The sequence below is a fragment of the Parapedobacter composti genome, assembly GCF_900112315.1.
GTDB lineage: Bacteria > Bacteroidota > Bacteroidia > Sphingobacteriales > Sphingobacteriaceae > Parapedobacter > Parapedobacter composti.
This window is the reverse complement of sequence record NZ_FOLL01000003.1, coordinates 238,336-250,746: the sequence shown is the minus strand read 5'-3', so window position 1 is coordinate 250,746 and position 12,411 is coordinate 238,336. Positions and strand designations below refer to the sequence as shown.

Annotated in this window: 15 protein-coding genes; 3 read left to right on the top strand and 12 right to left on the bottom strand. The window is 45.2% G+C overall.

The window, feature by feature from the left end:
* Nucleotides 1-27 precede the first annotated feature (27 nt).
* Nucleotides 28-783, top strand: a complete 756-nt coding sequence (locus BM030_RS05810; protein WP_090972107.1) for a helix-turn-helix domain-containing protein — start codon at nucleotides 28-30, stop codon at nucleotides 781-783.
* A 177-nt stretch (nucleotides 784-960) separates the two neighbouring features.
* Here BM030_RS05810 and BM030_RS20445 read toward each other — a convergent pair whose 3' ends face one another.
* The 7 genes from BM030_RS20445 to BM030_RS05780 all read right to left on the bottom strand — a co-directional run bounded on the left by BM030_RS20445 (nucleotide 961) and on the right by BM030_RS05780 (nucleotide 5,797).
* Nucleotides 961-1,137 carry a DUF5694 domain-containing protein gene (locus BM030_RS20445; protein ID WP_397235262.1) on the bottom strand — a complete coding sequence of 59 codons (177 nt, stop codon included), beginning with the start codon at nucleotides 1,135-1,137 and terminating at the stop codon, nucleotides 961-963.
* A 158-nt stretch (nucleotides 1,138-1,295) separates the two neighbouring features.
* Nucleotides 1,296-1,970 carry a porin family protein gene (locus BM030_RS05805; protein WP_090972105.1) on the bottom strand — a complete coding sequence of 225 codons (675 nt, stop codon included), beginning with the start codon at nucleotides 1,968-1,970 and terminating at the stop codon, nucleotides 1,296-1,298.
* A 261-nt stretch (nucleotides 1,971-2,231) separates the two neighbouring features.
* Entirely contained in the window at nucleotides 2,232-3,146 is a 915-nt protein-coding gene (locus BM030_RS05800) for a helix-turn-helix domain-containing protein (RefSeq protein ID WP_090972103.1), read from the bottom strand.
* An 18-nt stretch (nucleotides 3,147-3,164) separates the two neighbouring features.
* Entirely contained in the window at nucleotides 3,165-3,929 is a 765-nt protein-coding gene (locus BM030_RS05795; protein WP_090972101.1) for an SDR family oxidoreductase, read from the bottom strand.
* A gap of 228 nt (nucleotides 3,930-4,157) precedes the next feature.
* Entirely contained in the window at nucleotides 4,158-4,646 is a 489-nt protein-coding gene (locus tag BM030_RS05790; protein WP_090972244.1) for an ExbD/TolR family protein, read from the bottom strand.
* Between the two features lie 114 nt (nucleotides 4,647-4,760).
* Nucleotides 4,761-5,000, bottom strand: a complete 240-nt coding sequence (locus BM030_RS05785; protein ID WP_090972099.1) for a PLDc N-terminal domain-containing protein — start codon at nucleotides 4,998-5,000, stop codon at nucleotides 4,761-4,763.
* 416 nt (nucleotides 5,001-5,416) lie between these two features.
* On the bottom strand, nucleotides 5,417-5,797 hold the full coding sequence (locus BM030_RS05780) for a hypothetical protein (protein WP_090972097.1): 381 nt from the start codon (nucleotides 5,795-5,797) through the stop codon (nucleotides 5,417-5,419).
* A 245-nt stretch (nucleotides 5,798-6,042) separates the two neighbouring features.
* Here BM030_RS05780 and BM030_RS20440 point away from each other — a divergent pair, with 245 nt between their 5' ends.
* Nucleotides 6,043-6,357: an HNH endonuclease gene (locus tag BM030_RS20440; protein WP_090972095.1), complete on the top strand. Its 315-nt coding sequence runs from the start codon at nucleotides 6,043-6,045 to the stop codon at nucleotides 6,355-6,357.
* 393 nt (nucleotides 6,358-6,750) lie between these two features.
* Here the strand turns inward: BM030_RS20440 and BM030_RS05770 are convergent, their stop codons facing one another.
* The 5 genes from BM030_RS05770 to BM030_RS05750 all read right to left on the bottom strand — a co-directional run bounded on the left by BM030_RS05770 (nucleotide 6,751) and on the right by BM030_RS05750 (nucleotide 10,192).
* Complete coding sequence (locus BM030_RS05770) at nucleotides 6,751-7,014, bottom strand: hypothetical protein (RefSeq protein WP_090972092.1); 264 nt, start codon at nucleotides 7,012-7,014, stop codon at nucleotides 6,751-6,753.
* Nucleotides 7,015-7,418: 404 nt separating this feature from the next.
* A complete protein-coding gene (locus BM030_RS05760) occupies nucleotides 7,419-8,441 on the bottom strand; it encodes a PDDEXK nuclease domain-containing protein (protein WP_090972088.1) in 1,023 nt (340 codons plus the stop codon).
* A gap of 251 nt (nucleotides 8,442-8,692) precedes the next feature.
* Nucleotides 8,693-9,232: a helix-turn-helix domain-containing protein gene (locus BM030_RS05755; RefSeq protein WP_090972086.1), complete on the bottom strand. Its 540-nt coding sequence runs from the start codon at nucleotides 9,230-9,232 to the stop codon at nucleotides 8,693-8,695.
* A 39-nt stretch (nucleotides 9,233-9,271) separates the two neighbouring features.
* A complete protein-coding gene (locus BM030_RS19625; protein ID WP_139215820.1) occupies nucleotides 9,272-9,466 on the bottom strand; it encodes a hypothetical protein in 195 nt (64 codons plus the stop codon).
* Between the two features lie 135 nt (nucleotides 9,467-9,601).
* Nucleotides 9,602-10,192 carry a hypothetical protein gene (locus tag BM030_RS05750; protein WP_090972084.1) on the bottom strand — a complete coding sequence of 197 codons (591 nt, stop codon included), beginning with the start codon at nucleotides 10,190-10,192 and terminating at the stop codon, nucleotides 9,602-9,604.
* 928 nt (nucleotides 10,193-11,120) lie between these two features.
* On the opposite strand from BM030_RS05750, the gene BM030_RS05745 reads away from it, so the two are divergent.
* Nucleotides 11,121-12,392, top strand: a complete 1,272-nt coding sequence (locus tag BM030_RS05745; RefSeq protein WP_170845645.1) for a TlpA family protein disulfide reductase — start codon at nucleotides 11,121-11,123, stop codon at nucleotides 12,390-12,392.
* Nucleotides 12,393-12,411: the final 19 nt, after the last annotated feature.

Sequence of the window (12,411 nt, the reverse complement as noted above, 5' to 3'; positions counted from 1 at the left end):
TAACGCCTGCACGGAAATCGGATACGAATGAACTATATCACCATCGCCCCCTGCGAAGCACTTCGCGATGTGGTCAGCCATTTTTGGTCGGGCGAGTGGGCCCCGCAATCCCTGGCGGCAAGCTCAACGTATTACATGACCGCAAATAGCCTTACGGAAATCGCGTTTGCCTTCCGCGGTTCGGATCTGGTCTTTTCTTCCGTTCAGGGGCACACCCATCGCCATGGCCAGTTCCCTGCCGGTGGCTTTTGCCAGTTGTTCGGCGTTTCGCTGTATTCGCACGCCGTCCCGTTCCTATTCCATATGCCCGCCCCGGAAGTCAACGGGCATTTTTTTTCGCTTGAAACACTGCTGGGCAATGATGGAAAAACGCTCATCGAAAAAATTGCTTTAGCCCGTTCAACACCAGAGCGTATCCGCATCCTATCGGACTATTTCGTTTCATGCCTACGGCGGCAACGCCTCAGCGATCCCCTCATCAAACACGCGGTGCAATTCATACGGCAGCGCAAGGGCAATGTCAATATTGAAGCCCTGTCCGGTCATTTCTGCCTTTCGCAGAAGCAGTTTGAGCGAAGGTTCAAAGCAGCTTCAGGGTTTAACCCCAAGCTGTTTGCCAGAATCGTCCGTTTTGAAGCGGTTCTGAACACCTATTCCAACTATACGAGTCTCACCCACGCGGCCTATGCCAATGGCTATTATGACCAAGCCCACTTTATAAACGATTTCAAAGCGTTCGCCGGATACAGCCCCCATAAGTTCCTTGCCCTGAGCGGCTATTAACGATCCCACCGTTCAGGCGCCGAAATTGGATAAATCACTGCAATACGTTTGTCGAGCATCGATTTGCCCGCGAAAGAGCTCTGCGCGTATATAGCCAAGCATTGTCGTTGCAGTGATGCCGTTCAACGAGGCGGGGTACGGCTAAATGAATGGATTTCGGTTTTTCGGTATCGACACCTATTCTAAGACGGATTTTATATCAATCACTTCAAAATCAGGATTCGATTCAAAAAAATGCTTGAGCAAGGGAATATGCCCCTGCCCATAAATCACCAATATTGCCTTATCTGTTGGCTGCACTTGCCTTAAAATATTGGTATATATATGGCCGATTGGATAAAACGGCCATGTCACACGCTGCCATATTCGCCCGGCACCGCTCGATCAATTTCCTGAGATTTTCTTTCGTCGGCTTATCCTTCTTTGGCGGTTGTGTTTCTCCAAGGTAGTCCGACGCTGTATAGGTGACTACCGTATAACTGTCTTCTATCCGTTGGAAACATAAATACGCATTACAGCGAATACCCCAAGCTGATTGACCAAACGCTATTCTTTTGCGTATGGTTGTAATTGAATTCGTTGCGCGGCGCGAGGTTGGCCAACCCTAAGCCGTAACCGCCAACGAGGTGAACACCAAGCGGCAACTGATAGCCCAACGAGAAGTTAACGCCATAATCCAGTCCACGGAGCGAGTCGTCCCTCCCGAACTTGAAGCCCGATCCCTGTTCGGTTATTTCCTCGCCGTCAATCGTATTTTTGCCACTGAGGCCAAAACCAAGATAAGGTCCAAGCCCTGCAAACACAAAGCCCCCTGCGGGTATTTGCAGCTTCCCGACAACATTAACCGGAATATCCAGCCACATGGTATTTTGCTTGAAATCATCAAGCGCCGGATCATTTGGTTCCCCTGCATTGAAAAACCACTCGCCTCCCGCAGCTCCTTTACCCTGCAGTGATAAGCCCGGCTGGAGCGACAGGAAATCGCCGACCAACGGAACGTCTACGAATGCTCCTACCTGGAAGTTGACCGTGGAACCAGCGGAAAAATTATTGGAAAGTGAATAACTCGGAAAATTAACGCCTGCACGAAAACCATAGCCCAGTTCCTGGGCAAAAGCGGGAGAACCCAGCGCAAACGCAGCGATGGCAAGAAATAAACGGAAAAAATCCTTTTTTGAAAAATGCATAATTTTTAGAACATGGAAGTTACCTTGGTTAAGTCAGTTCAATAATTTCCGCTATTTTAACCATATTTCTCAAAGATCGCAAATTGCATCTCCAAAAACCGATTAAAATCTTTTGAAAGCTCATCGCCAAAGACAATCAAATGACGACCATAAAGCTGGCCTTTACAAGGCGTTGCTTTCGAAGTCTCTTCTCTCGATCACAAAATCCCGTTCGATACCATTCAGGCTTATGGCAGTTGCATGTTTCATCAAGTGAGGAGCCTAATTAAACGCCTGCCTGAACTCCAAAGGCGATTGGTTTGTTTTTGCTTTAAACAGTTTGCTGAATGATTGCGAGTGTTCAAACCCGAGTTCATAAGCAATTTCGCTGACCGATAAATTGGTCGTTGATAATTTCTCTTTCGCTTTTTCAATCAGTTTTTCGTGAATGTGCTGTTGGGTACTTTGCCCCGTTAGCACTTTTAACAGACCACTAAGGTAATTCGGCGACACATGCAGTTCATCCGCCACCGATTGAACCGTCGGCGCCCCTTTCTGCATGAGATCACGGCTGTTAAAATAATCATCCAGCAAATCCTCCAACCGATTTAACATTTGGTGATTGGTTATTTTCCGCGTAATGAATTGCCGTTCGTAAAAACGCTCAGCATAATTCAATAAGGTTTCAATCTGCGAAATAATAATACGCTGGCTGAATTTATCAATAATGGCCTGATATTCCTGCTTGATGTTGGCAATTATCCCGTTGACGGTTGCTTCTTCCCTTTCCGAAAGAAATAAAGCCTCACTTACCGAATAATCGAAAAACTCGTATTGCTTCATGCTTTTCGCAAGTGATGTTCCCCACAAAAAATCAGGATGAACCAGCAGAATCCAACCAGAAGGATGGGCGTTTTCATCAGGAGCCGGAGAAGCCTGTAATACCTGCTTAGGCGCCAAAAAATACATCACCCCTTCATCGAAATCATATGCTTGCTGGCCATAACGCATTTTTCCGCTCAACCCCCGTTTTACCGAAATAGAATAGTACTCCGCAACCGTGGGAGGCATCGCGTTATTTCTTTTAGCCAACGCCACCTCCGCATAATCCACAACGCTGATGAGCGGATGCTCGGGTGGCGCCAGCCGGTGCAGCTGATGAAATTCGCTGATGGTTTTAATCGTTAACGGCTTCATCTCACTAAAGTAAAAAAATCACAGCGATTGCCCGCCCGAAACTTCAATGCGCTGTGCATTTATCCAATACGCCTCTTCGGTACAGAGAAAGGCCACCACGCCACCGATGTCATCGGGCAGACCCACCCGGCCGAGGGCTGTATACCCCGCAATCATCGCATTAATTTCTTTATTATCACGCGTTCTTCCACCGCCAAAGTCCGTCTCAATTGCCCCCGGAGCAACCACGTTGGCTCGGATTTTCCGTTCGCCCAATTCTTTCGCCAGATAGCGCGTAAAGGTTTCCACGGCAGTTTTGGCAGAAGCATAAACTGACGAACCCGGTAAGGTCATCCGGGTCAATCCTGACGAAACGTTGATAATTCCCCCGCCGTTATTGATAAAGGGCAGCGCTTTCTGCGTCAAGAAAAACACCCCCTTATAGTGTATATCGAATATCTCATCCACTTGGCTCTCGCTAACCTCAGCAATGGGCGCATACAGCGCCGTTCCGGCGTTGTTGATAAGAAAATCGAAATTCGGACTACCTGTTTTTTCTTGCAGTTGGCCGGTCACCTCGTTGATAAATGCATCAAAGGCGCTTACATTTCTCGTGTCAAGCTGAAAGGCAAAAGCCTTTTGCCCCAACGACCCGATTTCGCTAACCACCTCGTCAGCCTTTTCTTTGCTGCTGTTGTACGTTATCACCACGTCTATTCCTTTTTTGGCAACAGCGATGGCCATGTTCTTTCCAAGCCCGCGGCTTCCGCCCGTTATTACTGCTACTTTGTTTTCTGTGTTCATGATGCTAGACTTTTACTTGTGAATCTAAAGACGCCATCGCGCTTACGGTTACAGCGTGTGCTTTCATAACGTTGTTTTTGTCAAAACAAAGTTCAGGCAACTTCACCAAATAGGTGTAGCCAAATCTAAGATTGTTGTAGTCGTTTTTTGGGATTTACAGATCATGAACTGTGTATTGGTTCGTGGCCTGTGACGCCCCCCGGGTTATCCCGTGCCGAGCAGCGCATTTCAAAGCAGGGCCTCCTCTTCCGGGCTAATCTCGCCGATCATGTACTGGTTGATGCCGCAGATACGCATTTCGTCCAACGCGTCCACCAAGCTGGCGTAAGCCGCACGTGCACTTGGCCGTATCACTACGATGAGCCCCTTACCGTCTTCGGTCAGTTTCGGCACCTCGTCTTTTTTCTGCAGTAGCACCTCCCGGATACCATCTTTGCCCATTACCGTCGAGTGCGGGCCAGCCAGCGGTTCCGTCAACACACCCCAATACCAGTCTACACGGCCATCCTCTCCCAGCAAAAGTGTTACGGTGCGGTTGTCTGCCAGCGGAGCGAAGTCCGTGGAGTCTGAGATGTCTGGCATGGCTACATCGAGCGCTTGCTCTTTGTTGAGGGTCGTGGTAAGCATAAAGAAGGTAATCAACAAAAATGCCAGGTCTACCATTGCCGTGAGGTCAACCCTGGGTTGCAGCCTCCGTCCGGTGTTCAGTTCCGCCATGATATTAAGGTTTATACTTGTATCTATCAATAGGATGAAAAACCGGACTGATTTCCACATCTGACGGGTTTAAATCATGCTCCGCACACCTAAAAATCTCGCCCGTATTTCTTTCTAATTATGCAGACACATTGTTATCCGTACCGAGTTTTTCGCCGCCTTCCTGCCCATTACCAAATACGCCACGCTGCCAAGCACAGGAATAGCCAAGATTACCAGCCCCCAAATCAAGCGGTGCAAGCCGGGGATATTTGTATTTGTAGCCGCATGGAAAAGGCTGTAAAACATGAATGCCAAAAGCGGCAATACGATGACCAGTTCCGTGGTTCCCAAGTTTAAAAAAAGTAAGCTCATATTTCTTAATTCTTGTGTTGCATATTAATACATTTTGTTATCGCCTCTAAAGTAAGCGTTTATTATATACCTTAACGAATCCGAACAAAAGTAACACTTAACCCAAGAAACTCGAAAGTAAACGGTGACGTGGTACACAGCTATCTTCAAACAAAGATAAGGGCATGGCCAGCGGGCGTATCACGCAAACGAAGCTGTCTGTAGGTAATTTAGCGACATGAACGGGCTCCTACTCGAAGCCCGCGACGCTATAATTTGGATTCAGCGATGCGGAAGGCAATCGATACATCAGCAGTCTTCGCGGCATTGCACCGAGTCCGGTTATCCCACAAAGTCGCTGTCATCGTGCCTTCGAGGAAGGTCTCACCGTTGGCCGTCTCAATCTTGGAGATCGTGATGCCTCCTTTCGATGCCTGCTATCTAGTGTGCCCGCCGGGTTCACATACTTTCCGCCACGTATCTGGGCGAGAATAAGAATTGCCATGAATAATTTGCTGCAGGATGGCTTTACCTTTCTGCCCTGTATAGGAAGATCCGTCGTGCCATGCAAAAGTACCCGTCCGGGCGGTGGGTCCCATGCCGTTTATCCATGCGTAAAACATTTCGCTTTCCGAAAAATTGCAAGACAGAAACAAATCTTCGCCTGCAAACCAGTAGTGGAATTCGCCGGGCCTGCCGGTGAATTTTTTTCCGTTGAGCGTACCGTAAAAATAGGTGTCAGCGGTCGGCAAGGTCACTTCAGGAGTTGTTTTTCCGCTTGTCAGCAAAGCGGCATAAAGTAATAGCAGTGTTTTCATCGCCACAAAGGCAGCGTGCGGTTAGTGCGCATTTCTCCGTACCACACAGCACTCGGTGTTTTCCGTAGTGCTACGAGGAAATTGAACAATCGTAACTACGGTTAATTTTGTGACCAACGCTAGTACGTTTTTATATTCAATTTCCAAGCCCCGGTACCCCGCACCCTCCTGCAAACAGCCATACTCGATACTTACTATCCCGAGCAAAAAGCCTACTTCTACCAAAGCACCTGCGCGTTCACGGTATGCGTTTGGTATCACGGCATGGCCATAGTTTCGTTGACGTGGGCCATATTGTGCCGTTCAGCGTAAGCCATGATGACCGCATTGGCAACGGCATTGCTTTATGTCCCAATATGCATAGGGCATTTGACTGCGGGTTACTTAGCGTGGATGAAGACTACCGGATTATTGTGTCACCGCATTTTATGGAGGATGAAACTCACGATTACAGTCTACGAAAATTACAGGGAAAGAGAATCAATGGGCCGCAGTCTGCCAAATACTTTCCTCAATCTGATAAGTTGACTTGGCATCGAAAGCACATTTTCAAGACTTAGCATTGCATTTGTATAACAAATATTGTACATTTGTATCGAACCAGTGAAAACCCGAATGGGTCGTAGCTGGTGGTTTATAAGATATTGGCCGCTTCATTTATTTGAGGCGGCTTTTTTATCTGGGGAAGGATAGTATACCACTCCATATTCGTCTTTGTGGCTGGCCTTAAGATTGAGACAAGGTTTAAGGATACTCATCAGCTGAATTTCGTCGCCATAATCAACCACATTCAACAACCGTTTACCCCAGATTAAGAAAGTTTTCAATCTTGATTATTTCCGTGAATTAGCAAGCTACTGTCCCAGTCTTGGTGAGTTTTAGCCGTCAAAGAATTGTAAATACAGCAACCGCTCTACATCATAGTTGCCTTACACATATTGAAAAAGTACTAATCACTTATAACTATCTTTAACACCATTAAAGTATCCCAGAGAATATGCAGCGTGTGGGCTTCGGTGTCTTCTTTCTCCTTTTTGACTTTCCTCTAAGCCCTCTAAAATATTTCCTAAATTTATATTTTCAGCTTTTTGTAATCCGTGCTGATAACCAATTTCATAAGCACAAGATGCACATTTATGTCTACCTACTCCTTCCTGTCCAATAGGCAAGTTTTTGACTATATTATCTGTTTTACTGTGATTTTTACTACAGGCCATAATCGTTTGATTTTTTAAAATTCTAAAATTCCTTCCTAATCACTTCATCACCCCACTTCCTCCTGACTACCCAGTACGCTACCCCGCCAAGCACTGGAAAGCTCATCACAATCAAGAACCAAACTAATCGATGCAAACCGGGAAGGCCATTATTAGTCAGTGTATGAAACAACGTATATAAAATAAAGGCAAGTCCGGGCAGCACGATTATTAGTTCCGCTATACCCAAATTCAAAAAAGTGTCATCATACTCATTCAGTTTTTATCAGTGCTTACTATTTATGCAACCGCTGGTTGCACAAATTCAACTCCCCGTTTTTATAGCCCCCAAAATTATGCAAGCATCCCTTGCACAATGAAAATTCCTGCCCCAATCGTATCACAAATTATGACACCTATATACACTATTCATCCTCTTGACCATAAACCGCAGCCTGTTCCCTGAAAACCTGCTTCTCCCGTTCTATTTCCGCTACCAACTCTTCTTCGGTAGGAAGATAGGGCAAATACTTACTGGCGAATAATTGCTTGCTCTCATTCAACACGGAATACTTTGCAATAGTCCTGTCTGTTTCAGTGCAAAGCAGTATTCCAATTGTAGGATTGTCGCCTTCTTTCCGCTCCAAATCATCAAACATTCTGACATACATGTCCAGCTGCCCGATATCTTGATGCGTGATTTTATCCGTTTTCAGCTCTACGATCACGAAACATTTCAGGATGTAGTTGTAAAACACCAAGTCAATGAAAAAATCAGCCGTCTCGGTACGGATGTATTTCTGTCGAGCAACGAAAGCGAACCCCTTGCCCAGCTCAAGCAAAAACTGCTGGAGGTTATCGATCAGCGATTGTTCGAGTTGCTTTTCAGTATATCCGTAATTAGCTGGTATATTCAAAAACTCAAGTACAGCTGGATTTCGGATGAAATCGCGCGTGCCCATCTGGTATTCTTTTGTTTTCTCTACCATTTCTTCCTCTACTGGTTGTTCGTCCTGTGAAGAAAGGAGGCGCTGGTAATACAAGGTGTTGATGTTTCTTTCTAACTGTCGGGTACCCCAATTCTGGTCTGCTGCTTCTTTGAGATAATATTGCCTTGCTTTTGGATCAGAAACACGTGTAACCGCCCGTATATGAGACCATTCCAATTTGGCACACGCGTGTGCCAAATCTTCCCAATCGGGGAAAGTCAAGTAACACTTTCTAAAATCCCGTAATGTTCTTGGGCTATATCCCCTGCCGAGACCAATGGACAAATTTTGCAGGATTTCTTTACCATAAGCAGCTCTATTCTGTCCTAATTGTTCCCTTTCTACGATACGCTTTCCTATTTGCCAGTAGCATTCAATCATAGCCTGAGCCGTAGCGGTGTACGCTTTTCTTCTCGCTTGATCTAATAGCTGTTTGATTTCTTCGACAAACTCCTGCATTATGTTACTCTTTATTGTTGCCTCAATTCGTCACTAAACCTTCCCCACACCGTTCGGCTCAAATAAATCTTTAAATATTCAGCCACTAATAGTCATTGGAGATCACACACTGTGATGTCCAGTGACGTTCTTTTCCTTCTTTGCGTCTTTTGAGTCACAAATTGCGACCTCAAAAGTTGTTGACAGGTTATCACAATCTGTGATAACCCACGATCACCCCTCTTTCATTTGTCCTCAGAACTGCTCAACATTCATTTTGCACTCGGCACAAAATAACGATACGCACTCCCTTCCTTTTCTCTTGTTAATGCACCTTTATCACAAAATCTACCCATCTCCGTAGAAAAATCAGACTCATCAAATCCCTTTCCCAAATCATCGTTAACTAATTTTGTCAACTCTGCTGCAGTTAGCCCATTATCATCAAAAATTCCGTTTTCAATATATTCATTAATAAAAAAACTTGGACCTGGAGATTTACGCAACTTCTTCCCATCCTCATTCACTTTTTTACCTCTCAAAGGAGGATATACTGGAATTTCTATTTCGAAGTCCAAGATTTCAACTGGTTGAAACTCGGCTGCTCTAATCACTGCAATCACATTACTAAACGAGGTATTCTTTTTGCCTCGGACTATACGATAGATCTGAATGTAGCTTAACCCTGTTCTATCCGCTAAATCTTCTAACGTTATATCCTTTTCCTTACATTTTCTCCAAAATATCTCTCTGAATGCAGATAACGCTACCGGATCTATGTATTGTTTAGGGCTTGCTTTCTCTAATGACATAAAGATTTATTACAAATTTGTAATATTCAATAAAACTGCTTACCTTTGCTTCTCAAACCTATCAGCTATAAACATCTTGTACAGTTCATCCAGTTCCGCCCATGACTTCGCGTAATAGCTAATCTCCGTTGGTGAAATTCCCGGAAGCACTACGACTGCCTTCAAATCTTTATCACATTCCAATACAAACTCTTCATCTTCTGCCATACCTGCCCAAAAAGGCACCTTGCTCATCACCCCTACTTTGCAGCTGCATTATGACCTTGCGCACCTCACTAACGACATCGTCAAATGAGCCTCCTCATGCAGTCTGGAGATAGGTGTTGTATTCAGCTTTAAGACTCATTCTGTAGTAAATTTTTATCAATCCTATTCTAACCAATCTTCGCCAACTTCCGATATCGCCTTTCCTGCTATTCCTGATGGTATGTCCTGAGTTAGTTTAAAAACGTGTTCTGATTTGTTCTCTGAATTGGTTACTTCTTTGACCTTTTTAACGTACTTCCTCAATCTATTTTTATTCCATTCAATCGAGTAGTTGGCAAATTCGGCGGGGATTGATTTGATAATATCTTTTTTAGTGAACTCATCCTCTAATGTGTATTTTCGGTAAAGCAAAACTGTAATATACGATACCGGGTTATGCTTTGGGCTCCCGACACTTGTATCCGTATTTTTTGTCAATTTTACATCAGCCAATCTTTCAGATAAATCGTCTATTTCCGCATTATCGAGAATTTTAGTTAACAGATCGGCTATTTGTAACCCCAATAATTTTCTCACACTTTTAGCGTCGTCAATAAGGGGTGCTTGGTTATAGCCTAAAATGTTTCTCAATTTGTTTGTTGGCCATTTTAACTTGCTGTTTAATTTGGCTTTACTTAAATGAAGCCTTTCAATTATGTTGGTCAAATTTTGAACAAATAATTTCGCTTCGTCTATATCCTCGATTTTATTCATTTAGTCGATTAATAAAATTTGTATATATCGAAATTATTGTTTACCTTTGTCTTATATTGTAAGCGACAACAACGTATGTGCCTTTGGTACATCCGTAACGATGTCTCTCTTTTCGGAAAAATCCGCCAAATTTGCCCGAGAGAGTACCGTAAAGTCGCCCATCTATTACTGGAAGTTATATCTTTGCATATACACCAGTAAGGGCGGCATTTGCGTTCGTACTTCTAAGGGCCAACAGTTCTCTGTTGAGAGGTTTCCAGGCGGATTTTCCTCCGAATTAGAAGGAGCAAGGCCGTTCCTGCTGGTTTTCAGCTTGAACACTCTCTAGGCATCGTTTTCATAAAAAACAAACAAATTATGAAAACGAAAACACCAAACCAACTAACCACATTCCTCAGCAGCACTGTTGCCGAAGCTACACGACTGCGCTCCACCTCACGGCTGAGCATTGTCACTTTCAAGGCACGTACAAAAAATATCATATGTGCCCCCGAATAGGGGCAACCGAAAGAAACATCGGATAGCTAAAAGCAAGGCACTAAGCCATGCTTGCCAACGGCACAAAAAGCCACTGGCCGCTGCCCGGTAGTACCGACCCTGTGCCATAAGGAAACTGCATGGTTTGCTTAGGTGGGATCGGTTGTTTGCCTTCGGTTAATAACTTGCACCCTAAAGGTAAGCGCTTAACCCCACTTTTGCAAATTTTTGTACTCGTTTTTGTTGGCCCAGCGGTCGGTTTTTGAAACAAAAATTTCTTAAATCACTTATAGCCAGCAACAAAATGAAGAAATTTTTTTGCTTATGGGTTTACTTTTATCAATTTTTTAGTACCTTTAGATGCCCAAGGATAAGATATGGCCTATTGGCCATTTTAGGTTTCATGTGTTTGTATACCCGCGCGCAGTCCCCGCAAAAACTCGGGGCTGCGATGCCGGGTTTTTTACCAGACTCCATCGCCCCCCTGCAGATAGGCGATACAATCCCCGAATACCTATGGCACCTGCCATTGCAGGTGGCCAACCATCCGGAAGGGAAGGAGATGATTACGCTTGGCGAATACAGAGGAAAGCCCATTCTCCTTGACTTCCTATCCACCGGATGCGGCGGATGTATAAAAGCGTTGCCGAAAATAGAATCAGTTACCCGCAGTGCCGGTGGCGATATCGTCGTCATACCCGTTACCGCCGAAAAACGGAGCAGGGTAGCTGCTTTCATCCCTAAGAATAATTTTATCAATGACACCAAACTGCCGTTCATTGTGGCGGACAGTGTTTTGAAACAGCACTTCCCGCATACATATATCTCGCATGTGGTATGGATAGATGCATATGGCATCGTTCGGGCAGCCACCAGCACGGGGCAGATCACTTCCCGCACGATCCGCGAATTTCAACATGGTGGCCCGCTTGACTGGCCCATTAAAACAGAAAACACCCGTTTTTTCAATGCTCCCCTGATTACCTTGGATGCGGAGGCCAACGTTTTGCCCAATAATGCCAAGCGGTCGCTTTACTATTCCGCCGTTATCGGTTACACAGAGGGCGTTGGCCCATACGTTGCGACTGAATCGGATAGCTTGATGGGCATTGAGCGGGTTTCTTTTCGAAACAAGGCAATATTGGATTTGTACCGAATAGCCACGAACAACAGGATCGCACCAACGCATGTGATATTGGAGGTTGCAGACCCAGCGGCATACACGGCTCCTACCGCTTCCAATCAGCACATTGCAATGGATAGCTGGTATCAGCAATATGGCAAGTGCTACGAAGCTACATTTCCATTAGGGAAAACGGAAAACTGGAAAGCCCGTATGCTGGCTGACCTCAATCACTTCCTTAGCCTCAACGGCAGGATTGAAACACGCGACACCACATGCCTGGTACTAACCCAAGTTGAAAATGCGCCGGACATCGCGTATCGGGAAGAACATGGGGAGCGGACGAGTACGCTCACAACTTCAAACCCCGTAAAAATACTGAGGGGCGCTACATTGTCGAGCCTGGTGCATGTACTCAACACGGCATATCGGGATAAGCTGGTTGTGGATGGGACCGGTTATAGTGAAAAGGTTTCTCTAACCTTAAGATTGAACGACATAACCGACCTCCGATCGCTTAAAAAGGCGCTCTCTCCCTATGGACTTGACCTCGTGGAGCAGCAGCGGGAAGAAACGTTCTTAGTAATAACCGAACGGTAATAACCGGAAACCACAACTT